The organism is Paracoccus fistulariae (assembly GCF_028553785.1).
GTDB classification, from domain to species: Bacteria; Pseudomonadota; Alphaproteobacteria; order Rhodobacterales; family Rhodobacteraceae; genus Paracoccus; species Paracoccus fistulariae.
The window spans coordinates 1034345-1055454 of the sequence record NZ_CP067136.1; the positions used below are offsets into that span (position 1 = coordinate 1034345).

The 21110-nt window shown below is 63.0% G+C and carries 23 protein-coding genes; 8 read left to right on the top strand and 15 right to left on the bottom strand.

The annotated features are described in order from the left end of the window. Positions 1-10: 10 nt before the first annotated feature. Positions 11-895 carry an MBL fold metallo-hydrolase gene (locus tag JHX87_RS05145; RefSeq protein ID WP_271882889.1) on the bottom strand — a complete coding sequence of 295 codons (885 nt, stop codon included), beginning with the start codon at positions 893-895 and terminating at the stop codon, positions 11-13. A gap of 151 nt (positions 896-1046) precedes the next feature. On the opposite strand from JHX87_RS05145, the gene JHX87_RS05150 reads away from it, so the two are divergent. Next, positions 1047-2498: a TrkH family potassium uptake protein gene (locus JHX87_RS05150; protein ID WP_271882891.1), complete on the top strand. Its 1452-nt coding sequence runs from the start codon at positions 1047-1049 to the stop codon at positions 2496-2498. Between the two features lie 104 nt (positions 2499-2602). On the opposite strand, the gene JHX87_RS05155 is transcribed toward JHX87_RS05150, so the two are convergent. Further along, the gene (locus JHX87_RS05155) at positions 2603-3949 is read right to left on the bottom strand and encodes a peptidoglycan-binding domain-containing protein (protein ID WP_271882893.1); all 1347 of its coding nucleotides are present in this window, start codon (positions 3947-3949) and stop codon (positions 2603-2605) included. 122 nt (positions 3950-4071) lie between these two features. On the opposite strand from JHX87_RS05155, the gene JHX87_RS05160 reads away from it, so the two are divergent. Next, on the top strand, positions 4072-5004 hold the full coding sequence (locus JHX87_RS05160) for a glycine--tRNA ligase subunit alpha (RefSeq protein ID WP_271882895.1): 933 nt from the start codon (positions 4072-4074) through the stop codon (positions 5002-5004). A gap of 29 nt (positions 5005-5033) precedes the next feature. On the opposite strand, the gene JHX87_RS05165 is transcribed toward JHX87_RS05160, so the two are convergent. Further along, a complete protein-coding gene (locus JHX87_RS05165) occupies positions 5034-5669 on the bottom strand; it encodes a MarC family protein (RefSeq protein WP_272833855.1) in 636 nt (211 codons plus the stop codon). 38 nt (positions 5670-5707) lie between these two features. Between JHX87_RS05165 and JHX87_RS05170 the strand changes: the two genes are divergently transcribed. Both JHX87_RS05170 and glyS read left to right on the top strand, forming a co-directional pair. Further along, entirely contained in the window at positions 5708-6181 is a 474-nt protein-coding gene (locus JHX87_RS05170) for a DUF6446 family protein (protein ID WP_271882899.1), read from the top strand. Next, positions 6181-8286, top strand: coding sequence for a glycine--tRNA ligase subunit beta (glyS, locus tag JHX87_RS05175; RefSeq protein ID WP_271882901.1), 2106 nt, complete (start codon positions 6181-6183; stop codon positions 8284-8286). Before JHX87_RS05170 ends, glyS begins: the two co-directional genes overlap by 1 nt. A gap of 154 nt (positions 8287-8440) precedes the next feature. Here the strand turns inward: glyS and JHX87_RS05180 are convergent, their stop codons facing one another. The 7 genes from JHX87_RS05180 to sdhC are packed head-to-tail and all read right to left on the bottom strand — an operon-like array spanning position 8441 to position 13398. Next, positions 8441-9220, bottom strand: a complete 780-nt coding sequence (locus tag JHX87_RS05180; RefSeq protein WP_271882902.1) for a succinate dehydrogenase iron-sulfur subunit — start codon at positions 9218-9220, stop codon at positions 8441-8443. A 12-nt stretch (positions 9221-9232) separates the two neighbouring features. Next, positions 9233-10069 carry a hypothetical protein gene (locus tag JHX87_RS05185; protein WP_271882904.1) on the bottom strand — a complete coding sequence of 279 codons (837 nt, stop codon included), beginning with the start codon at positions 10067-10069 and terminating at the stop codon, positions 9233-9235. A 6-nt stretch (positions 10070-10075) separates the two neighbouring features. Further along, a complete protein-coding gene (locus tag JHX87_RS05190; protein ID WP_271882906.1) occupies positions 10076-10369 on the bottom strand; it encodes a hypothetical protein in 294 nt (97 codons plus the stop codon). Positions 10370-10385: 16 nt separating this feature from the next. Next, positions 10386-10769, bottom strand: a complete 384-nt coding sequence (locus JHX87_RS05195) for a hypothetical protein (RefSeq protein WP_271882907.1) — start codon at positions 10767-10769, stop codon at positions 10386-10388. Continuing rightward, positions 10769-12571 carry a succinate dehydrogenase flavoprotein subunit gene (gene sdhA / locus JHX87_RS05200; protein WP_271883466.1) on the bottom strand — a complete coding sequence of 601 codons (1803 nt, stop codon included), beginning with the start codon at positions 12569-12571 and terminating at the stop codon, positions 10769-10771. The genes JHX87_RS05195 and sdhA overlap by 1 nt, the downstream gene beginning before the upstream one ends. Before the next feature lie 31 nt (positions 12572-12602). Next, the gene (locus JHX87_RS05205; protein ID WP_271882909.1) at positions 12603-12989 is read right to left on the bottom strand and encodes a succinate dehydrogenase, hydrophobic membrane anchor protein; all 387 of its coding nucleotides are present in this window, start codon (positions 12987-12989) and stop codon (positions 12603-12605) included. A gap of 16 nt (positions 12990-13005) precedes the next feature. Beyond that, positions 13006-13398 (bottom strand): succinate dehydrogenase, cytochrome b556 subunit, encoded by a 393-nt coding sequence (gene sdhC / locus JHX87_RS05210; protein WP_271882911.1) that lies wholly within the window; start codon positions 13396-13398, stop codon positions 13006-13008. Between the two features lie 356 nt (positions 13399-13754). On the opposite strand from sdhC, the gene JHX87_RS05215 reads away from it, so the two are divergent. Then, positions 13755-14132, top strand: a complete 378-nt coding sequence (locus tag JHX87_RS05215) for a hypothetical protein (RefSeq protein WP_271882913.1) — start codon at positions 13755-13757, stop codon at positions 14130-14132. A 74-nt stretch (positions 14133-14206) separates the two neighbouring features. On the opposite strand, the gene JHX87_RS05220 is transcribed toward JHX87_RS05215, so the two are convergent. The 5 genes from JHX87_RS05220 to JHX87_RS05240 form a co-directional block, all read right to left on the bottom strand. Continuing rightward, the gene (locus JHX87_RS05220; RefSeq protein ID WP_271882915.1) at positions 14207-15241 is read right to left on the bottom strand and encodes a MaoC family dehydratase; all 1035 of its coding nucleotides are present in this window, start codon (positions 15239-15241) and stop codon (positions 14207-14209) included. Continuing rightward, positions 15238-15444, bottom strand: a complete 207-nt coding sequence (locus JHX87_RS05225) for a DUF1737 domain-containing protein (protein WP_271882917.1) — start codon at positions 15442-15444, stop codon at positions 15238-15240. Before JHX87_RS05225 ends, JHX87_RS05220 begins: the two co-directional genes overlap by 4 nt. 1 nt (position 15445) lies before the next feature. Next, positions 15446-15994: an NnrU family protein gene (locus JHX87_RS05230; RefSeq protein WP_271882919.1), complete on the bottom strand. Its 549-nt coding sequence runs from the start codon at positions 15992-15994 to the stop codon at positions 15446-15448. Positions 15995-16034: 40 nt separating this feature from the next. Next, on the bottom strand, positions 16035-16886 hold the full coding sequence (locus JHX87_RS05235; RefSeq protein WP_271882920.1) for an HpcH/HpaI aldolase/citrate lyase family protein: 852 nt from the start codon (positions 16884-16886) through the stop codon (positions 16035-16037). Positions 16887-16967: 81 nt separating this feature from the next. Continuing rightward, positions 16968-17717 carry a sulfite exporter TauE/SafE family protein gene (locus JHX87_RS05240; protein ID WP_271882921.1) on the bottom strand — a complete coding sequence of 250 codons (750 nt, stop codon included), beginning with the start codon at positions 17715-17717 and terminating at the stop codon, positions 16968-16970. A 150-nt stretch (positions 17718-17867) separates the two neighbouring features. On the opposite strand from JHX87_RS05240, the gene mdh reads away from it, so the two are divergent. The 3 genes from mdh (at position 17868) to sucC (ending at position 21083) form a co-directional block, all read left to right on the top strand. After that, positions 17868-18830 carry a malate dehydrogenase gene (gene mdh / locus JHX87_RS05245; protein ID WP_271882923.1) on the top strand — a complete coding sequence of 321 codons (963 nt, stop codon included), beginning with the start codon at positions 17868-17870 and terminating at the stop codon, positions 18828-18830. A gap of 2 nt (positions 18831-18832) precedes the next feature. Next, positions 18833-19687, top strand: coding sequence for a putative nucleotide-diphospho-sugar transferase (locus JHX87_RS05250; protein WP_271882925.1), 855 nt, complete (start codon positions 18833-18835; stop codon positions 19685-19687). Between the two features lie 202 nt (positions 19688-19889). Continuing rightward, positions 19890-21083: an ADP-forming succinate--CoA ligase subunit beta gene (sucC, locus tag JHX87_RS05255; protein WP_271882928.1), complete on the top strand. Its 1194-nt coding sequence runs from the start codon at positions 19890-19892 to the stop codon at positions 21081-21083. The last annotated feature ends 27 nt before the right edge of the window (positions 21084-21110 follow it).

Genomic DNA, 21110 nt, shown 5'->3' on the forward strand with positions numbered 1-21110 from the left:
CGGCGCGCGCCTATAGCCCGTTGACCGGCACTTTCAGCATCGGTCGCCCGTCCTTGTCGCGCGGCACCTCGCCCGCACGCATGTTCACCTGCAGCGACGGGATGATCAGGCGCGGCATGCCAAGCTGCGCATCGCGCTCGGTGCGGAAACGGACGAATTCCTCGCGCGTCTTGCCGCCGCCGACATGGATGTTATGGGCCTTTTCCTCGGCCACGCTGGTCTCCCACCTGATATCGCGCCCGTTGGGGCCATAATCGTGGCACATGAACAGCCGGGTGTCGTCCGGCAGGCTCAGTACCCGCTGGATACTGTCGTAAAGCTGGCCCGCATCGCCGCCCGGAAAATCTGCCCGGGCCGAGCCGCCATCGGGCATGAACAGCGTATCGCCCACGAAAGCCGCATCGCCAATCACATGGGTCATGCAGGCGGGCGTATGGCCGGGCGTGTGCAGCGCCAGACAGCGCATCTGGCCGATCCGATAGACATCGCCATCCTCGAACAGCATGTCGAACTGACTGCCATCGCGCTGGAACTCGGTCCCTTCGTTGAAAATCTTGCCGAAGGTGTTCTGCACCTCCATGATCCGCGCACCGATCCCGATCATGCCGCCAACCTGATCCTGAATATAGGGCGCTGCGGACAGGTGGTCGGCATGGACATGGGTTTCGATGATCCAGTCCAGCATCAACCCGCGCTGCCGGATCTCGGCGATCATTGCATCGGCATGTTCATAGGTGATGCGCCCGGCGGCATAGTCGATATCCATCACGGAATCGATGATCGCACAGCTGGGCGAGGCCGGATCCTTCACGATATAGCTGATCGTGTTGGTGGCCGGATCGAAATGGGCGCTGACCTCGGGGCGCACGGATTGGTCGAGGGCGTGGTCCATCATGGGAATCTCCGATGTCTTGGGCTGCACTATAGCATCTTGCGCCCCGGTTGTGAGGTTTCGCGACAACGACAGGCCCGCGTTAAGGCGTCGCAAGCAGATAATCAGCGTTTGCCCGCTTGACGGGTGGCGGGGCGCACGGCAAGCAGACCAGATGATCGACTTTCGCCCCATTGCCCAACCCATCGGCAGGATCGTCGCGACGCTTGGCGTTGCGATGCTGATTCCGATGGTCGTGGATTGGTGGCATGGCAGCGAACATTGGCAGATATTCCTGCAATGCGCGTTGCTGACCTTCGTGATCGGGCTGATGATTTCCGTCGCCTCTCGCGGCAAGCATACCTCGGTCAGCCTGCAACAGGCCTTTCTGCTGACTTCCGGGCTGTGGCTGATCCTGCCGATCTTCGGCGCCCTGCCCTTCATGCTGGGAGAGCCGAATGCCCGCTTCGTCGATGCCTATTTCGAGGCCATGTCGGGCGTGACCACCACCGGCACCACGGCGCTGCCGCTGCTGGACCCGCTGCCGCGCGGCACGAATCTGTGGCGGGCTATGCTGCATTGGATGGGCGGTCTGGGGATCGTCGTCGTGGCGATGATCTTTCTGCCGGTGATGAAGGTCGGCGGCATGCAGTTCTTCCGATCTGAGGGCTTTGACACGCTGGGCAAGATCCTGCCCCGCGCGGGCCAGATCGCGTCCGAGATGACGCGCATCTATGTCATTCTGACCGCCGCCTGCATCGTGACCTATCTGATGCTGGGCATGTCGGGCTATGACGCCGTGGTCCATGCCTTTGCCACCGTCTCGACCGGCGGCTTTTCCAGCTATGACATGAGCTTCGCGGAATTCCTGGGGCCGATTGAATGGGCGGCATGTGTTTTCATGGTGCTGGCCTCGATCCCCTTCATCCGCATGGTTCAGGTGATGCGCGGGAATTTCATGCCGATCTGGCGCGACACGCAGATCCGCGCCTATCTGCGCTGGATCTTCTATGTCTGCGCGATGATCCTGATCTATCGCGCCTTCAGCGGGATCGAACATGAAAGCGTCATGGATATGGTCCGCGAGACCGTGTTCAACACCATCTCGACCTTTTCGGGCACCGGGTTCTTTTCCTCGGACGTAATGACCTGGGGGCATTTCCCCTTTGCGGTGCTGATCATCGCCGGGCTGATCGGCGGCTGCACCGGGTCGACCGCCTGTTCGGTCAAGGTGTTCCGCTATCTGGTGCTGTCGCAGGCGGTGCGCGCGCAGTTGCGACGGATGCTGTCGCCGAACCGCGTCTATCCGCTGCGCTATCAGGGCCGCCCGCTGGATCAGGACGTGGTGAATTCGGTCATGGCCTTCTTCACGCTGTTCATGCTGACCTTTGGCCTGCTGATCGTGGCGCTGTCGCTGACCGGGCTGCATCCGCGCACGGCGCTCACCGGGGCCTGGACGGCGATTGCCAATGTCGGCCCCGTCTGGGGACCTGAGGTGTCGTCCAACGGCTCGGTCTCGAACTTCCCCGAGGCGGCGAAATGGCTGATGATCTTCGGGATGTATCTGGGCAGGCTGGAGCTTGTCGCCGTGCTGGTCCTGCTGCTGCCCAGATTCTGGCGCAGTTAACGCATTTCGGGTAAAGGTCGAGGCAGCGCGGCTTCGCGGCGCGCGCCTGCCGCTGGCGCGACAGGCAGGCCGCGCGGATATATCACCCTAAAACCCGAAAAGCTTTAGGGCTGCGCCTCCGCCCCGCTGTCCTGCCCTTCGACCACGGGCGTCGGATCATTCTGCGCCGGGCCGCTGCGGGTGAAGCTGTCCGACATCTCGGCCGCGATCCGGGCCTGAGCCTCGGCATCCGCGGCAGGCCAGATCACCACGAAGCCTTCGGCCCGGCCATCGCGCACCCAGCCTTCGGCGCGGCCGATATGCTGGTCATCCGCGCCTTCCAGAAGGATATGCCCGTTCGAGATCTGGCGATCCGGCTGTGGCACCCAGCCAAGCGCGGTCACAAGGCCCGACAGATCGACCAGTTCCTGCTGACCGCCCGGCTGGCTGAACAGGATCAGCGCGGCACCGGATTCGTCTTTCGGGCGATAGATCGACAGCGCGCGTTCGGCCCGGCCGAATTCCAGCCGGTCCATCGGCGCGATCAGCGACAGGCCGGTCGCCTCATCCGTCAGCATGCTCAGCCCCATCTCGTCACGCCATTCGGCACGGCGGTCGATCAGGCGGGCCATGGCCGTGCCGGGATCGGCAGACAGGCGCGACCCCGCGACCTCTGCCGCGATCGCCTCTTGCGTGCGGGGGCCGTCCTTGCCGTCGATCGCACCGCCATAGCGGCCCGCCCAACGCAGGGCACGCTGCACCTCATCCAGCGGCGGCATGTCGCGTGGTTCGTCGGGCGCAGGAAGCGGTTCGCCCTCGACCACATCGACAGGCGCGGACAGATCCTCGGAGGCCGCGATAAAGGCGTCGCGCGGCACGTCGCCCGCGCGCTTGAACGCCGACAGCCAGACATCGGCAGTGTCGCGCGGCATCGGGCCAAGCGTCACCACATACCAGCCGCCCGGCGCTGACCACAGCCCCGCATCCGCGAAGCGTTCACGCCAGGTGGCCAGCGCGGCCTGCCCTGCGGCCTCGCCCTGCACGGCCTGCAGACGGATATGCGCGCCCGGCGGCACCGGGGGCGGCGCGGGCGGCGCCTCAGCCGTTTCCGGGCTGGGCTCTTCGGCTGCTTCGACGGCCTCACCCGTGGGCGCGCTGTCGCCCGACAGCGTGGTCAGCGTCACATTGCCACGCGGCACGGCCACGAAACTGTCGCCAGGAATGCTGCCTGCGGCCTTCAACTGCTGGATCTGGGCAGCGGCCTCGGCCTCGCTCAGCGGGCCAAGGGCGATGGCGATCCAGTTCTGCGCCAGCGGGAAGGTCACGACATTGTCGAATTTCTGCCCCCATTCCGCCGCCGCATCCGCCGCTGCCTGCGCACCGCGCTTTGCCTCGATCCGGATCACCGCATCCTGCGCAAAAGCCGCCATCGGCAAGGCTGCCGCCACCACAATCACCGCCAAATGCCGCATCCCGCTCTCCGTTGTTCCGGGCGTTTGCCGCCCTGTGACGTGAAGGCCGTTTATTGACCCTGTGCCATGGCGCGCCTAGAAGGCGGCAGGCATTGAACGATCTATGCAAAAGGATGGCCCGGATGACCAGCCCCAACAAACCCCGCAGCTTTCAGGAAATCATCCTGCGTCTGCAAAATTACTGGGCCTCGCAGGGCTGCGCCGTGCTGCAACCCTATGATATGGAGGTGGGCGCGGGCACGTTTCACCCCGCCACCACGCTGCGCAGTCTTGGCGCGAAGCCCTGGGCCGCCGCCTATGTCCAACCCTCGCGCCGTCCGACCGATGGCCGCTATGGCGAAAATCCGAACCGCCTGCAGCATTATTATCAATATCAGGTGATCATCAAACCAAGCCCGGCCAATCTGCAGGACCTGTATCTGGGCAGCCTGCGCGCCATCGGGCTGGATCCGATGATCCATGATGTCCGCTTTGTCGAGGATGACTGGGAATCGCCGACGCTGGGCGCATGGGGTCTGGGCTGGGAGGTCTGGTGCGACGGCATGGAAGTCAGCCAGTTCACCTATTTCCAGCAGGTCGGCGGGCATGACTGCCGCCCGGTTTCGGGTGAGCTGACCTATGGGCTGGAACGGCTGGCCATGTATGTGCTGGGGGTCGAGCATGTGATGGACATGCCCTTCAACGATCCCGACAGCCCGATCCCGCTGAGCTATGGCGATATCTTCCGTCAGACAGAACGTGAATATTCGCGCTGGAATTTCGAGCAGGCCGATACCAAGATGCTGTTCCAGCATTTCGAGGATGCCGAGGCCGAATGCGCCCGCATCCTTGCGGCGGCCGAGAGTGACAGCGCCGGGCGCCATATCCCCATGGCCCATCCGGCCTATGACCAATGCATCAAGGCCAGCCATATCTTCAACCTGCTGGATGCGCGCGGCGTGATCAGCGTGACCGAACGTCAGGCCTATATTGGCCGGGTGCGCGCGCTGGCCAAAGCCTGCGCCGATCTGTTCGTCACGACCGAGGCCGCGCAGGCCCAGCAGCCCGCCGCCTGATGCAGCGGGCCGCCTTGCATATTCCCTCGCTACCCGGCCAGCCCGGGCAGCAGCTTGGTCAGCCCCTCGGCGATCATGCTGACCGCGATGGCCGCAAGGATCATGCCCATCAGCCGCGTTACGATGGTCCGCAGGGTCATCGACATGTGATGGCCGATATCGCCCGCGAACCACAGAACGACGGCCAGCGCGATCAGTACCAGCGCCAGCGCCGCGACCAGCGCGATCCAGCCAGACATATCCTTGGCCTGCCCGGCAAAGATGATCAGCGTGGTGATCGTGCCCGGCCCGGCAATGATCGGGAAGGTCATCGGGTAGAACGACACATCCTGGACCTTTTTCTGGCTGCTCTGTTCCGCCGCGGTCCCGCTGTGACTGCTGTTGCCGGACCCGTTCAGCATGCCAAGCGCGATGATCATCAGCACGATGCCGCCCGCCACGCGGAAATCATCGACGCTGATGCCGAACAGGGACAGCACCGACTGACCCGTCAGCAGGATCACCGCGCAGAAGATCGTCGTGAAAACCGCGATCTTTGCGGCTTGCGCGCGCTGTTCGGACTGGGTTTCGCCCTCTGTCAGCGACAGAAACAGCGGCAGCGCCAGAAATGGGTTCATGATCGCAAAGAACCCGCCAAGCGCTTTGATAAACAAAGCGGTATCCATATAAACCTCTACTTTTTGATTCGATGTAAGGTGCCAGTATGAAAGGCAAATGGCCAGTCCTCGCCATTCTTGGATCCGCCGTCCTTGTCGGCGGCGGCATCTGGTATACGCAGCAATACATGTATTATCAGCGTATCGACCCGACCGCCCCGCAAGCTGCGATCTTCGTGGAAACCGCCTCGGGGCAGCAAGAATTGCAGCTTGGCGAGTACCAGGGCATCGACGCAACCAGCGCGCCGCATCGCTGGCGGGCCTGCGCCGTGGTTCAGGATCTGCCCGCCGATGCGGTGCCCTTTGACGGTCCCCTGCCCAGCTACGCCCCCGGCTGGTTCGACTGTTTCGACGCCGAGGCCATCGGCGAGGATCTGGAGGCGGGGAACGCGCTGGCCTATCTGTCGCAATCCGAGATCTATCCCGACGTGGATCGCGTGATTGCCGTCTATCCCGATGGCCGTCTCTTTGGCTGGAATCAATATAATGAAAAGACCCCGGAACGCGGAGTGATGGACTGATGCCCGACCTATTGATCGAACTCTTTTCCGAGGAAATCCCCGCCCGGATGCAGGCCCGCGCCCGCGCGGATCTGCAAAAGCTGGTCACCGACGGTCTGGTCGAGGCCGGGCTGACCTATGCCAGCGCCGGTGCCTTCTCCACCCCGCGCCGCCTGACGCTGACGGTCGAGGGGCTGGCCGCCGAAAGCCCGACCACCCGCGAAGAACGCAAGGGCCCACGCACCGACGCGCCCGAAAAGGCGCTGGAGGGCTTCCTGCGATCGACCGGCCTGACCCGCGATCAGCTGGAGGCGCGCGACGACAAGAAAGGCCAGGTCTGGTTCGCCACCATCACGAAACCCGGCCGGCCCGCCGCGCAGATCGTGGCAGAGGTTCTGGAAACCACCATCCGCAACTTCCCCTGGCCCAAATCCATGCGGTGGGGCTCGGGCAGCCTGCGTTGGGTGCGCCCGCTGCACACGATCATCTGCCTGCTCAGCGACGAAACCGGCGCCAGCATCGTGCCGCTGACCATCGACGGCATCACTGCGGGCGATCAGACCCGTGGCCATCGCTTCATGTCCCCCGACAGCCTGACGGTGACCGGCTTCGACGATTATGCCGCCAAGCTGCGCCGCGCCCATGTCATGCTGGATGGCGAGGAACGCGCCGCCGAAATCCGGCAGCAGGCCGACAACCTGGCCTTCGCCCGCGGCTGGCAGATCGTCCGCGACGACGCGCTCTTGACCGAGGTCGCGGGAATCGTCGAATGGCCCGTCCCGCTGATGGGCGTGATCGAGGACCGCTTCCTGGACCTGCCGCCCGAGGTGCTGCAGACCTCGATGAAAGAGCATCAGAAATTCTTCTCGGCCCGCAATCCGAAAACCGGCCGGATCGAGGGTTTCGTCACCGTCGCCAATATCGCCACCCCCGATGATGGCGCGACCATCCTTGCGGGCAATCAGAAGGTGCTGGCCGCCCGCCTGTCGGATGCGCTCTTCTTCTATGACAACGACCTGCGCGAGGCGAAATCGGGCATGGAGACCTGGGCCGATGGCCTGAAATCCGTGACCTTCCATAACAAGCTGGGCAGTCAGGCCGACCGCATCGCCCGCATCGCCGCCCTTGCCCGCGAAATCGCCCCGCTGGTCGGCGCCGACCCGGATCAGGCGGCCGAGGCGGCCCGCCTCGCCAAGCTCGACCTGCGCAGCGAGATGGTCGGCGAATTCCCCGAATTGCAGGGCATCATGGGCCGCTACTACGCGCTGGCGGCGGGTCAGCCCGAGGAAATCGCCAACGCCGCCCGCGACCACTACTCCCCCCTCGGCCCCTCTGACGACGTACCCACGGCGCCCGTCTCTGTCGCCGTCGCGCTGGCCGACAAGCTGGACACGCTGACCGGCTTCTGGGCGATTGACGAGAAGCCGACCGGCTCTAAGGACCCGTTTGCACTGCGCCGCGCCGCTTTGGGCGTTATCCGTCTGGTGCTGGGTAACGGAACCAAATTTGATTTGCGCAAGCGTCTCACCGTGGCCGAGGCCACCGAACCGTCTGACGGCCCGGCGCAACGCGACGCGCTGGCGCTATCGGCGGAACAGGCTGCCGACCTCCTCGCCTTCCTCCACGACCGCCTGAAGGTCCATCTCCGCGATCAGGGCATCCGCCACGACATCATCGACGCGGTGCTGGCACAGCCCGGCAATGACGACCTCCTGCAGGTCACCAACCGCGCCACCGCGCTGAACGCCATGCTGCAGAGCGAGGACGGCCAGAACCTGACCCAGGGCCTCAAACGCGCAGGCAATATCCTCGCGCAGGCCGAAGAGAAGGACGGCGTCGAATACAGCTTCGGCGCCGAGGAAAAATTCGCCGAAACCGATGAGGAACGCGCCCTCTTCACCGCCCTCGACACCGCCGAACCCGCGATCCGCAACGCCATGGCACAAGAGGACTTCCCGGCCGCCATGACAGCCATCGCCGCCCTCCGCGCGCCCATCGATGCCTTCTTCGAGGCAGTACAGGTGAATGCCGAAAACCAGATCCTGCGCCGCAACCGCCTGAACCTCCTCTCACGCATCCGAGAGGCCGGCCGCCAGATCGCCGATTTCACCCGCATCGAGGGCTGACACCCAAGACCAGCCAATAAAGAAAGGGCCGAAGGATAAAACCTTCGGCCCTTTCATCTTTGTCTAAATATCCCGGGGGTCGCCGGTTGGTGCGCCACTGGTCCGAGGACCAGCCGGCGACGGGGCTGGCCCCCGGCCATCGCGGGACGCAGACTCACACGATCCGATCCACCATCATGTGCTTGATCGAGGCGATCGCCTTGGCCGGGTTCAGCCCCTTGGGACAGGTATTGGTGCAGTTCATGATCGTATGGCACCGATACAGCTTGAAGGGATCCTCCAGCTCGTCCAGACGCTCGCCCGTCGCCTCATCGCGGCTGTCGATGATCCAGCGATAGGCCGCCAGCAGCGCCGCCGGGCCCAGATAGCGGTCGCCATTCCACCAGTATGACGGACAGGCCGTCGAACAGGAGGCGCACATGATGCACTCATAAAGCCCGTCCAGCTTCTTGCGATCCTCGATCGACTGGCGCCATTCCTTGCCCGGAGTCGGCGATTTGGTGATCAGATAGGGATTGATGCTGGCATGCTGGGCATAGAAATGCGTCAGATCCGGGATCAGGTCCTTGACCACCGGCATATGCGGCAGCGGATAGATGGCAATATCGCCCTTCACCTCATCGATGCCATAGATACAGGCCAGATGGTTGCCGCCGCCGATATTCATCGCGCAGGATCCGCAGATCCCCTCGCGGCAGGACCGGCGGAAGGACAGCGTCGGATCGATCTCGTTCTTGATCTTGATCAGCGCGTCCAGAACCATCGGGCCGCATTTGTCCAGATCGACGAAATAGGTGTCCAGACGCGGATTCTCGCCGCTTTCCGGCTCCCAGCGATAGATCTGGAATTTCTTCACATTCGTCGCGCCCTCGGGCTTGGGCCAGGTCTTGCCGACCCGGATCTGGCTGTTCTTGGGCAGGGTAAACTGGACCATTGGGTGCTCCTTTCAGAGAGTGCCTTCGGACGGCGCATCGGCCGTAAACAGATGTTGGGCGCGGGCGACAAGGTCAACGACCTTGCCACGGGCATGAGGGTTCAGCGCCGATTGATTGAGGCGCCGCAGAAATTCGGTCGCGCCTGCATTCAGGCGCGGATTGGCGGTGCCGTCCAGCGGCGTCAGCGCGTCGATATCGCCATCCGACAGCCCCGCGTGGCGCAGCAACAGCCGACCGGGATGGCCGTCTCTGGGCTCATCCTCCAGCCGGAAGCAGGTGATATTCTGGGCGCCGATCACACGCGCGATCCGATCAGTCAGATCGTCCCATGCAGGCAGCGCGTCGGTGGCCTGAAGAAATTCGGGCAAGGTGCCGGTATAACCGTCGGTGCGCACGGCCTGCGCCCAGACACTGGGCCGCCAGGTCGCCATATCGCGGGTATAGATCACGAATTCCACGTCGAAATCGCGGGCCGTGCGCATCACCATCCAGGCAATCTGCGGCAATGCCGGATAGAGTGCCGTCTCGCCACTATTGCCGGGCATCGCCCCGGCCAGGTTTTCGTGGCTCAGCAGCACCGGCAGATCATTCCGGGGCAGTTCGGACAGAACCTCCTGCAGCGCCTCTTCCAGGGCGCGGGCCGTCTGTTCCGTGGGCGACAGGCTATAGGCCACCGCCGCCCGCCCCAGAGGCCGCATCGGCGAACCCTTTTCCGGCGTCAGCGGCACCAGCCGCCCGGCCAGAGCATCAGAATTCATCCGCAAATGCCGTTGCAACCCGGTACTGCCGGTCTTCTGCACGCCAAGATGCACGATCAGACGGCGCTGTATTTTCTGCTCTGTAGCCATCGGCGCCTACCCTGCCCAGCCGGGCTGGTCTTCCAGCCTGCGCGTCGGCATCTGCCCCGAGCGGCTGACAACGCAGCGCTCATAAGCTTCGGCGGGACTGCGACCGGACAGAAAATCGTCGGACAGTTCCAGTTCGACACGGCCATAGCTGCCCCCGCTTCCCGCGCCGATCGCAACCGATCCGCGCGGGCTTTGGGCATATCTGGCGTCGCGCAGGCATGACCGCTCGGCCTGTTCCACCGGGACCGGGCCGCAGGCAGCCATCGCCGAAAGAAGCGGGAAAGCAGTCATCATGGCCATGCGCGTCAGCATCGGATCAGGCGGCACCCGCGCTGCGGGCGGCCGAAGCGATACATTGCGTCGTCGCCGGGCGCGACACGATGGTCGCCACGCTATCCGCGGTGCCCGACACGCCCGAGGTCGAGGCCTGCGCGATGTCGATCAGCTCTGCCGTGGTGGCGTTGTTGATGACGCAATCGGTATAGGGCGCGACATTGGCGCCGGGCAGACGCTTCTGCATCTCGGTATTGATGACATTGCGCGCGATCTGACGCGAGGCCGCGTCCAGCGTCGCGGGCTGCGCGGGCGTGGTCACGCCGGGCGTGGTCGTGGTGGTCGTCGTGGCCAGAGGCACCGGCGCGACACAGGCCGACAGGGACAGCGCTGCCACGCCAAAAGCCGCGAAAAGTTGAAAACGCATCAGTAAACCCTCTTCTTGGGAGCAATCTTCTTCAGGTCAATTCCGCCATCCTGCTGCTGCGTCAGCGGCTCCAGATGGACGGGGCGATAGGCCAGTTTAACCTTGTTACCCTCGATCCAGGCAAGCGAGTGCTTGCGCCAATTGGCGTCATCCCGCTCGGGGTAATCCTCATGCGCATGGGCGCCTCGGCTTTCCTTGCGGGCCTCGGCGCCGACGATGGTGGCCAGCGCGTTGGGCATGAGATTGGTCAGTTCCAGCGTTTCCATCAGGTCGGTATTCCAGATCAGGCTGTGATCGGTGACCTTCAGATCGTCCAGCTTGGCGGCGATGGCCTCCATCTTCTCGACCCCTTCCGCCAGCGTCTTGTCGGTGCGGAAGACGGCGGCATCGGCCTGCATGGTCCGCTGCATCTCATCGCGCAGCTGGGCGGTGGGCGTATTGCCATCGGCAAAGCGGATGCTGTCGAAGCGGGCCAGGATCTTGTCCACTTCGGCCTGATTGGTGGCGGGAACCGAAGAGCTGCGGTCGATCACCTCGCCCGCGCGGATCGCGGCGGCGCGGCCAAAGACCACGAGGTCGATCAGCGAGTTCGAGCCAAGACGGTTCGCGCCATGCACGCTGGCGCAGCCTGCCTCGCCCACGGCCATCAGACCGGGGAAGACCTGATCGGGCGCGTCCTCGGTCGGGTTCAGCACCTCACCCCAATAGTTGGTGGGGATGCCGCCCATATTGTAATGGACGGTGGGCAGGATCGGGATCGGTTCGCGGGTCACATCGACGCCGGCAAAGATCTTGGCGGATTCGCTGATGCCCGGCAGACGCTCGTGCAGCGCCTCGGGTGGCAGGTGCTGCAGGTTCAGGAACATGTGGTCCTTCTGCTCACCCACGCCGCGGCCCTCGCGGATCTCGATGGTGATGCAGCGGCTGACCACGTCGCGGCTGGCCAGATCCTTGTAGGTCGGGGCGTAACGCTCCATGAAGCGTTCGCCTTCGGAATTGGTCAGATAGCCGCCCTCGCCGCGCGCGCCTTCGGTGATCAGACAGCCCGAGCCATAGATGCCGGTCGGGTGGAACTGCACGAATTCCATATCCTGCAGCGGCAGGCCCGCCCGCGCCACCATGCCGCCACCGTCGCCGGTGCAGGTATGGGCGCTGGTCGCGCTGAAATAGGCGCGGCCATAGCCGCCCGTCGCCAGCACCACCATCTTGGCGTTGAAGACATGCATCGTGCCATCGTCCAGCTTCCAGCAGACGACGCCGGTGCATTTGCCATCGGTGATGATCAGATCCAGCGCGAAATATTCGATAAAGAATTCCGCATTTTCCTTCAGGCTCTGCCCGTAAAGCGTGTGCAGAATCGCGTGGCCGGTCCGGTCGGCGGCGGCGCAGGTGCGCTGCACCGGCGGGCCTTCACCAAACTCCGTCGTATGGCCGCCGAAGGGACGCTGATAGATCTTGCCCTCTTCGGTGCGGCTGAAGGGCACGCCGTAATGTTCCAGCTCATAGACCGCCTTGGGGGCCTCGCGCGCCAGATATTCCATGGCATCGGTATCGCCCAGCCAGTCCGAGCCCTTGACGGTGTCATACATATGCCACTGCCAATTGTCGGGGCCCATGTTGGACAGCGAGGCCGCGATGCCGCCCTGCGCCGCGACGGTGTGGGAACGCGTCGGAAAAACCTTGGTCACGCAGGCGGTGCGCAGCCCCTGTTCGGCCATGCCCAGCGTGGCGCGCAATCCGGCACCGCCGGCGCCCACGACGACGACATCATAGTCATGCGTGACGATTTCGTAATCCGCCAGATGCGGAGTGTCTTTTTCTGCCATGATATCCTCAGATCACAAGGGTGACGAATGCCATCTTGGCCAGCGCGTAAACCGCCGCCGCAATGACCGCCCAGCTGAAGATCACCGAAATGATGATCGCCACCTTGCGCGCCGTATGTTGGAAATAATCGTCGATCATGATGCGGGTGCCCTTGATGAAATGCAGCATTCCCACGATCACGAAAAGCCCGGTCACGATGGCCGGGTAAGGCCGTCCGAAATAGGCGATCACGCCTTCCTGCGGCAGGCCGATGGCGCTGCCCACGACCAGCAGAAAGGCCGGGGTCAGCAGCACCAGCGCGCAGGAACTGACAGTCATGGCCCAGTGATGGGCGGTGCCGGTATGGGCGGACCCCATGCCCTGGGCGGCTTTCAGCGGAGTTACGTAACGCATCTGAATTCCCCTCGCCTTACGCCACAAAGAACAGGATGATCGAGATCAGCGTCAACACGACGGAACCGATGATGATCGCCCAGGACGATTTCTCGGCCTCGTGGATTTCCAGCCCGATCCCCGCGTCATAGAACAGGTGACGGATCCCGGCCAGCGTATGGTACCACAACGCCCAGGCCGAGCCTGCCATCACGATAAAGCCGATCCAGGACCGCAGCACCCAATCGGCGACGGCGAAGGCCCCCGGGCTGCTGACCGAGGCGACAAGCCACCAGACCAGCAGCAGGATCCCCGCCACCAATGCATGTCCGGTAATACGGGTCAGAATAGAGGTCTTGGCCGCGATAGGCAGCTTATAGACCTGAAGATGGGGAGAAAGCGGCCGGTTACCCCGGTTCACATCTGCCATGATGCGGCGCTCCTTTGTCGGTTCAGGCTAAACCCGTCGCAGGCATTTGGCTGGCCGCGCGGGCTGGCGATTGGCGCATGTATTGGCGCCATTAGTGCCACCTGTCATCGGAAGATGCCAGCCCCGAACAAGAAAAAGCGCGGAATTGCGCATTTGTGATCACGTGACGCTTTCGTGTGATCACAATATCCTGCCGCAGCGCAGCGGAAGAATGAGGCGCCGCTGCGCAGTTAGCGCAAACGCCGGGATTCTCACAATATTTCACGCGGAGGACAGGCTGAGGCTTTTGCCTTGCCTTTGCCGCCCCGTCTTCGATCATGTCCAAGACGACATGGGTAACAGGAAAGCGAATCCCGATGGAAAACCGCCTGACCATTCTGAACCGCTACAGGCTGCTGGACAGGCCCGAAAGCTTCACGACGGCTATCGCGGCCCTTGTCGCACGGGTGAGGACCGACGGTACGCCGGGCATCCTCTCTTACCGTTTCTTCGTCAATGCCGATGACAAAGAGGCGCGCGGGATTATCGATTACGACACGCCGCGCGCTTGGATCGCCCATCACGATCTCGCAATGGGATGGCCCGAAATGAAAGCCCTTCATCAGGTCGCCGCACTTACCGAGGTGACCTTTCTGGGCCCGCTGACCGATGAGATCCGCGACTGGCTTGCGGGCTCATCACTGACGGCGCGGATCGAAAGCGGAAACCGCTTTGCCAGCGGTTTCCAGCGTTAGAGGCGAGGCAGATCCGGCCTATAAGTCACTTGATATACCAACCTCAAAAACCTGATATATCTTGCATTTCCAGATCAAACAGGAATCAGCGCCCAGTAATCCAGATCCAGCAGAACCTCTGGCAGATATTTCCCGTCCTCGCCCTTCAGCGGGAAATTCGCGCTGTCGCCCTTGGTTGCAACCAGCCGCAGCCGGATCGCACCAACGCCCGGCGCAGAGGTTTCGGCCTTGTCCAGTACCTCGGACCAGGCGCGGATGGTGTCGCCCGCGAAGCAGGGATTGGCATGCGCCCCGGCATTCAGCGCGACCATCATCTGCGCATTGGCAAGGCCGTTGAAGGACAGCGCCCGCGCCATCGAGATCACGTGCCCGCCATAGATCAACCGCTTGCCATCCTCGCGATTGGTGGCGTCGAAATGGACCTTGGCAGTGTTCTGCCACAGCCGGGTGGCCAGCATATGCTCGGCCTCTTCGATGGTCACGCCGTCCACGTGATCGATCTTCTCGTCGATCTCGTAATCGCCCAGACGATGAGATTCTCCGGCAAGTTCAAAGTCGTAATCGGCAAAGCTCAGGCCATCCGGAACAATAAGATCTTCGGCAGCCACAGCATCGGCCAGATCGGGAACCACCGTTTCCGGTGCCGCCGCGTCGGGGTCGCGTTTGCGCACCATCACCCAGCGGACATAGTCCAGAACCGGCTCTCCGACCTGATTGAGGCCCTGTGTCCGCACATAGACCACACCGGATTTGCCGTTGGAATTCTGCTTCAGCCCGATCACCTCGGATTGCGCGCGCAGCGTGTCGCCCGGCATGACCGGCCGCAGCCAGCGCCCCTCGGCATAGCCCAGATTGGCGACCGCGTTCAGGCTGATATCCGGGACGGTTTTGCCAAAGACGGTGTGGAAGGCGATCAGATCGTCGATCGGGCTGCCATCCAGCCCGCAATCCGCCGCGAATTCATCGCTGGAATACAGCGCATGACGCGCGGGATAAAGCGCGTGATACAGCGCGCGTTCGCCTTCGGCGACGGTGCGCGGCACGGCATGGCGGATCACCTGCCCGATCTTGTAATCCTCGAAAAAACGGCCCGAATTCGTCTTGGTCATTGCTGTCCCAGTTTCATGTCGCTGTGATATTCGGCGGCGACCTCTTTGGTCACCGCCTGCCCCATGCGCATCACGCCCTTTTGCGGATCGAAGGCCATGGTCGGGCTGCCATGCAGGGACCAGCCCTTCGACAGCGCCTCGCTGACGCGGTGGCAGAATTGCGAGGTGTCGTCCTCGGTAATGCAGCGGTAGATCGTGGTCATATCAGCCTCCGAACGGATTATAGCCAAGCCAGTAATGGATCATGCCGACGACCAGCATGACGATGATGGCGCCTGCGGCAGCCATGATTTCCTTGCGCATGGGAAAGGGGCCGGTCGGGCGCGTCCAGCTGCTGTCACGGTTGATCACCACGATTTCCGCCAGCGCCCAGATCAGCAAGCCGCCAAAGAGGACGAACGAGGGCAGATCGCCATTGATCAGCAGATGCGCCACCGCCCACAGCGCGAATCCGACCAGTTGCGGATGCCGGATCACCTCCGTGATCCGGGTCTTCATGCCCGAGGCCGCGAAAAGATAGAAGGCAAACAGAATCAGCAGATTGTTGATCCCGACCAGCGCCGGAGAGCGCCCCCACCAGACCGGCCCGGAACTGTTGCGATAGCCGATGATCATCAGGATCGTCGCCAGCGTCAGCACGACGGTCATGATCACCATGCCCTGCATGCCCATCGCCTCGCGGCGTTCCGGCGCGATACGCTTGAAAAGATGAGCCGCCCACCACAGGGCCATGCCGAGGATCAGGAGAAACATCTGGCTTTCCTTCGCTGGAGATATCGCCCGCAACCTGCCTCTATTCGGTCATTTCGGCAATAGCTTCGGCAAGGGCCAGCGTCTTGCGGGCCGTCTCGACATGCAGATTCTCGACGATCTTGCCATCGACAACGGCCACGCCCTTGCCCTCTCGGGTGGCAGCCTCGAAGGCCTCGATCTGACGGCGGGCCAGGTCGATATCGGCATCGGCCGGGGCAAAGACCTGATTGGTAATGGCCAGTTGTGCCGGGTGGATCAGGGTCTTGCCGTCAAATCCCATATCGCGCCCCTGTTCGCATTCGGCGCGCAGGCCCTCGTCATCCTTGAAGGCGTTGAAGACGCCATCCACGATCACCTTGCCATAAGCCTTGGCCGCCAGCAGGCACAGGCCAAGACCGCTTTGCATCGGCAGGCGATCCGGACGGAAACGGCTGTTCAACTCCTTGGCCAGATCATTGGTGCCCATGACCATGCCCTGAAGGCGCGGATGGGCGGCGATTTCCGCGGCATTCAGCATGCCCAGCGGCGTTTCCATCATCGCCCACAGCGGCAGGTCGGGGATCAGCGCCGCGACCCGGTCCAGATCGGCCGCGGAATCGACCTTGGGGATCAGCACCGCATCGGCCTTGTCCGCCAGCGCGCCCGCACAGGCGCGCGCGTCGCCCTCGCCCCAATCGGTCGCCATGCCATTGATCCGCACGATGCGGGCGCGGCGGCCGTAATCCTGCGTCAGGGCCTGCGCCAGCGCGTCGCGGGCGGCCTCTTTGGCATCGGGGGCGACGGCATCTTCCAGATCAAAGATGATCGCATCGGCGGTCAGGCCCTGCGCCTTTTCCATCGCCCGTTGATTGGCCGCAGGAATGTACAGAACCGAACGATAGGCACGCGCCATGGAATCCTCCTCGCAATAATCTTGCGTGAATGTGTCGCGATCGGTCAGAATTGGCAAGACAAACTTTGCTGCATCGCAGCGTCACCCGGAAAGCGCCTGCCAGATCAGCCGGATGGACAGGATCATCAGCCCCCAGGTGATGAATTGGTAGAACAGCTTTTGCGGCATGATCCGCACCAGCCGCAGCCCGACCCAGACCGAGATCAGCGCCACCGGTACCAGCACCGCCGCGGTTTTCAGCGCGGGCAGCGACAACTGGCCAAGCGCGGCATATGGGATCAGCTTGACCCAGTTGACGATGGCAAAGAACCAGGTCGTCGTCCCCGCATAGACCAGCGCAGGCAGGCGCAAGGGCTGGACATAAACCTGCCAGGGCGGCGCGCCGGAATGGCTGACAAAGCTGGTATAGCCTGCCAGCAGCCCCCAGACATTGCCCTTGGCGGGCGACGGCGCGCGCCTGACGGTGCCCAGATCCGGCCGGATCAGCGCATTCAGTGCAAAGATCAGCCCGATCAGCCCGACGATCAGCGTCACCCCCGCCACCGGCACGATATGCGCCGTGGCCCAGCCGATCCCGACCCCGGCGACAGCCCCTGGCAGCGCCGTTTTCAGCACCTGCAGGTCGAAATCGCGGCGGAATGCGATCAGACCGCCAATATCCGAGACGATGTAGATCGGCAGCATCAGCCCCGCCGCCTGCACCGGCGACATGACCAGCGACAGGACCGGCACCGCGATCATCCCCACCATGGCCAGCCCGCCCTTGGCCATGCCAACCGCGACCGAGGCGATGACGGCCAGAACCCATGCTTCAACTGTCAGATCCAGCATATCCGCCCCCCTGCCTGCCCGATTTCAATGCAGCCAATGCCGGTCTTGCGCAAGTGTTAGGGCCATCATCATGGCGTGTCTCTTGCGATTCCCTGTCCAAGGCTCTAACCAACCTCGCGACAATCCATCCTATGACACTGGAGGTTACTCATGGCCCGACCCAAGATCGCACTTATCGGTGCGGGGCAGATCGGCGGTACTTTGGCACATCTGGCCGCGATGAAGGAACTGGGCGATGTCGTCCTGTTCGACATTTCGGAAGGCACGCCGCAGGGCAAGGCGCTGGACATCGCGGAATCCGGCCCCGTCGAAGGTTTCGACGCCGTGCTGAAAGGCACCAATGATTACGCCGATATCGCAGGTGCCGATGTCTGCATCGTCACCGCAGGCGTTCCGCGCAAGCCGGGGATGAGCCGCGACGACCTGCTGGGCATCAACCTCAAGGTCATGAAATCGGTCGGCGAAGGCATCAAGGCGCATGCGCCGAACGCCTTTGTCATCTGCATCACCAACCCGCTGGACGCGATGGTCTGGGCGCTGCAGAAGTTCAGCGGCCTGCCCGCCGAAAAGGTCGTCGGCATGGCCGGCGTTCTGGATGCCGGCCGTTTCCGCCACTTCCTGTCGCTGGAATTCGGCGTGTCGATGCGCGACGTTTCGGCCTTTGTGCTGGGTGGTCATGGCGACACGATGGTGCCGCTGGCACGCTATTCGACGGTTGCCGGGATCCCGCTGCCGGATCTGGTCAAGATGGGCTGGACCACGCAGGACAAGCTGGATGCCATCGTGCAGCGCACCCGCGACGGCGGTGCCGAGATCGTCGGCCTGCTGAAAACCGGCTCGGCCTTCTATGCGCCGGCCTCCTCGGCGATCGAGATGGCGGAAGCCTATCTGAAGGATCAAAAGCGCGTCCTGCCCTGCGCGGCCTTCGTGAAGGGCGCCTATGGTCTGGACGGCCTTTACGTCGGCGTGCCCACCGTGATCGGCGCCAATGGCATCGAGAAGGTCATCGACATCAAGCTGGACAAGGACGAACAGGCCATGTTCGACAAATCCGTCGATGCGGTGAAAGGTCTGGTCGAGGCCTGCAAGGGTATCGACAACTCGCTGGCCTGAAGATGACGGCGCGCGGATATGTCTATGCGGCGACGGGTGACGCTTATGTCACCCTGGCCCGCCGATCCGCGCGCAGCCTGCGCAAGGTGATCGGAGCGGATGTTCCGATCGACCTTTTCACCGACCAGAAGATCACCGATCCGGTCTTTGATCGCGTCCATGCGCTGCAGCACAGGTCCCGCCGTCCGAAGATGGAGGCACTGCGCAACAGCCGCTTTCAGAAGACAGTCTATCTTGATGCCGACACGATCTGCGTCGCGCCCATCGATGACATTTTCGACATCCTCGACCGCGCCGATCTTGCCGCCTGTGCCGAACAGCGCCGCAATGATATGCGCGTCCGGATGCAGCATCGGCTGGGCGAGGTGCCTGCCGCCTTTCCGCAGATCAATTCCGGCGTGATCGGGCTGCGGAAATCCCCGGCCACCGACAAGCTGCTGCAGGACTGGCACCAGATCACCCATTCGGGTCAGGACAAGTTCGACCAGCATTCGCTGCGCTATCTGCTGTTCCACAGCGACCTGCGCTTTCACACGCTGCCCGCCGAATATAACGTGCTGTATTTCGGCCCGTTCATGTTGCGCGCGGGTGCCTTTGCCGCGCCGCGCCTGCTGCATCTGCCGGTGCTGCACAAGCTGCCTGCGGGCGATCCGTCCCGGCCCCTGGTGGCAAGCGATGCGCTTGGCCCGAAACAGATCGCGCATGTGGCCGCACATCTGCAGGCCGATCAGACCATTGCGGCGCATGTGTCCCTGACCGAAGGCGGCAGCGGTGCAGAGTTCCGTCACCCGCATGACACGCTTCGCGGCAAGATCCGCAACATTCTTCGCGAATACCTGCGGCGCCCGATCCGATAGCTGCGCCAGCGCCGTCAGACTCTGAAATTATCGCATAACCGGCTGGCGCAGATGCCGTCATGGTTAATTTGTGATCACACCCAATCCGCCTGTGATCACAGTTGGGTGTTTCGCATGGGTTTTGCGCTAACAGCCTTTCGCTCCTGTTCAAATGCGCTTTTCACTGTGCAAGAAGCGGGCAACCGAACTAGCGGGGGATGACATGAACATTCACGAATACCAAGCCAAGGCGCTGCTGCGTCAATATGGCGCGCCGGTCAGCGATGGCCGCATCGTCATGAAGGCGGACGAAGCCAAGACAGCCGCGGGCGAGATGGACGGCCCGCTGTGGGTCGTCAAGGCGCAGATCCACGCAGGTGGTCGCGGCAAGGGCAGCTTCAAGGAAGCGGAAGCCGGTGAAAAGGGCGGCGTTCGGCTGGCCAAATCGGTCGAAGAGGCCGAGGAACTGACCCGCCAGATGCTGGGCCGCACGCTGGTGACCCATCAGACCGGCCCGGCCGGCAAGCAGGTCAACCGCATCTATATCGAAGACGGCTCGGATATCGAACGCGAACTGTATCTGGCGCTGCTGGTCGATCGCGGCACCTCGCGCGTCAGCTTTGTCGCCTCGACCGAAGGCGGGATGGATATCGAGGAAGTCGCGGCCTCGACCCCGGAAAAGATCGTCAGCTTCAGCGTCGATCCGGCCTCGGGCCTGTCCGATTTCCACGGCCGTCGCGTGGCCTTTGCCCTTGGCCTGTCGGGCCAGCAGGTCAAGCAATGCGTGGCGCTGGTGAAAAACCTGTATCGCATGTTCATCGAAAAGGACATGGAGATGCTGGAAATCAACCCGCTGATCGTGACCACCGATGGCAATCTGAAATGCCTCGATGCGAAAATGGGCTTCGACAATAACGCGCTTTATCGCCAGTCCGACATCATGTCGCTGCGCGACGAGACCGAGGAAGATCCCAAGGAACTGGCCGCCTCGAAGTACGACCTTAACTATATCGCACTGGACGGCGAGATCGGCTGCATGGTCAATGGCGCGGGTCTGGCCATGGCGACGATGGATATCATCAAGCTGTACGGCGCCGAGCCGGCCAACTTCCTTGATGTCGGCGGTGGCGCGACGAAGGAAAAGGTGACCGAGGCGTTCAAAATCATCACCTCGGACGAAAACGTCAAAGGTATCCTGGTCAATATCTTCGGCGGCATCATGCGCTGCGACATCATTGCGGAAGGCATCGTCGCCGCCGTGAAAGAGGTCGGGCTGAAGGTTCCGCTGGTCGTGCGTCTGGAAGGCACCATGGTCGAGGAAGGCAAGCGGATCATCAACGAATCCGGGCTGGACGTGATCGCGGCCGACGACCTGAAGGACGGCGCCGAGAAGATCGTGAAGGCGGTGAAGGGCTAAGCCCTGCTGGCCGCGCCTGATCCGCGG

Bases quoted from the DNA above. Each gene is read 5' to 3' on its own strand.
- JHX87_RS05235 (WP_271882920.1), bottom strand. From the start codon at position 16,886: ATGGCGCGTGCCTATCGTTCGGTTCTGTACATTCCTGCGGCCAATCAA.
- JHX87_RS05180 (WP_271882902.1), bottom strand. From the start codon at position 9,220: ATGGTCCAGTTTACCCTGCCCAAGAACAGCCAGATCCGGGTCGGCAAG.
- JHX87_RS05230 (WP_271882919.1), bottom strand. From the start codon at position 15,994: ATGTTTCTCCTGATCCTCGGCATGGCCCTGTGGTGGGCGGCTCATCTT.
- JHX87_RS05220 (WP_271882915.1), bottom strand. From the start codon at position 15,241: ATGACCAAGACGAATTCGGGCCGTTTTTTCGAGGATTACAAGATCGGG.
- JHX87_RS05215 (WP_271882913.1), top strand. From the start codon at position 13,755: ATGGAAAACCGCCTGACCATTCTGAACCGCTACAGGCTGCTGGACAGG.
- JHX87_RS05150 (WP_271882891.1), top strand. From the start codon at position 1,047: ATGATCGACTTTCGCCCCATTGCCCAACCCATCGGCAGGATCGTCGCG.
- JHX87_RS05145 (WP_271882889.1), bottom strand. From the start codon at position 895: ATGATGGACCACGCCCTCGACCAATCCGTGCGCCCCGAGGTCAGCGCC.
- JHX87_RS05250 (WP_271882925.1), top strand. From the start codon at position 18,833: ATGACGGCGCGCGGATATGTCTATGCGGCGACGGGTGACGCTTATGTC.
- glyS (WP_271882901.1), top strand. From the start codon at position 6,181: ATGCCCGACCTATTGATCGAACTCTTTTCCGAGGAAATCCCCGCCCGG.
- JHX87_RS05170 (WP_271882899.1), top strand. From the start codon at position 5,708: ATGAAAGGCAAATGGCCAGTCCTCGCCATTCTTGGATCCGCCGTCCTT.
- sucC (WP_271882928.1), top strand. From the start codon at position 19,890: ATGAACATTCACGAATACCAAGCCAAGGCGCTGCTGCGTCAATATGGC.
- JHX87_RS05225 (WP_271882917.1), bottom strand. From the start codon at position 15,444: ATGACCACGATCTACCGCTGCATTACCGAGGACGACACCTCGCAATTC.
- mdh (WP_271882923.1), top strand. From the start codon at position 17,868: ATGGCCCGACCCAAGATCGCACTTATCGGTGCGGGGCAGATCGGCGGT.
- JHX87_RS05240 (WP_271882921.1), bottom strand. From the start codon at position 17,717: ATGCTGGATCTGACAGTTGAAGCATGGGTTCTGGCCGTCATCGCCTCG.
- JHX87_RS05205 (WP_271882909.1), bottom strand. From the start codon at position 12,989: ATGCGTTACGTAACTCCGCTGAAAGCCGCCCAGGGCATGGGGTCCGCC.
- JHX87_RS05160 (WP_271882895.1), top strand. From the start codon at position 4,072: ATGACCAGCCCCAACAAACCCCGCAGCTTTCAGGAAATCATCCTGCGT.
- JHX87_RS05165 (WP_272833855.1), bottom strand. From the start codon at position 5,669: ATGGATACCGCTTTGTTTATCAAAGCGCTTGGCGGGTTCTTTGCGATC.
- JHX87_RS05155 (WP_271882893.1), bottom strand. From the start codon at position 3,949: ATGCGGCATTTGGCGGTGATTGTGGTGGCGGCAGCCTTGCCGATGGCG.
- JHX87_RS05185 (WP_271882904.1), bottom strand. From the start codon at position 10,069: ATGGCTACAGAGCAGAAAATACAGCGCCGTCTGATCGTGCATCTTGGC.
- JHX87_RS05190 (WP_271882906.1), bottom strand. From the start codon at position 10,369: ATGGCCATGATGACTGCTTTCCCGCTTCTTTCGGCGATGGCTGCCTGC.
- sdhC (WP_271882911.1), bottom strand. From the start codon at position 13,398: ATGGCAGATGTGAACCGGGGTAACCGGCCGCTTTCTCCCCATCTTCAG.
- JHX87_RS05195 (WP_271882907.1), bottom strand. From the start codon at position 10,769: ATGCGTTTTCAACTTTTCGCGGCTTTTGGCGTGGCAGCGCTGTCCCTG.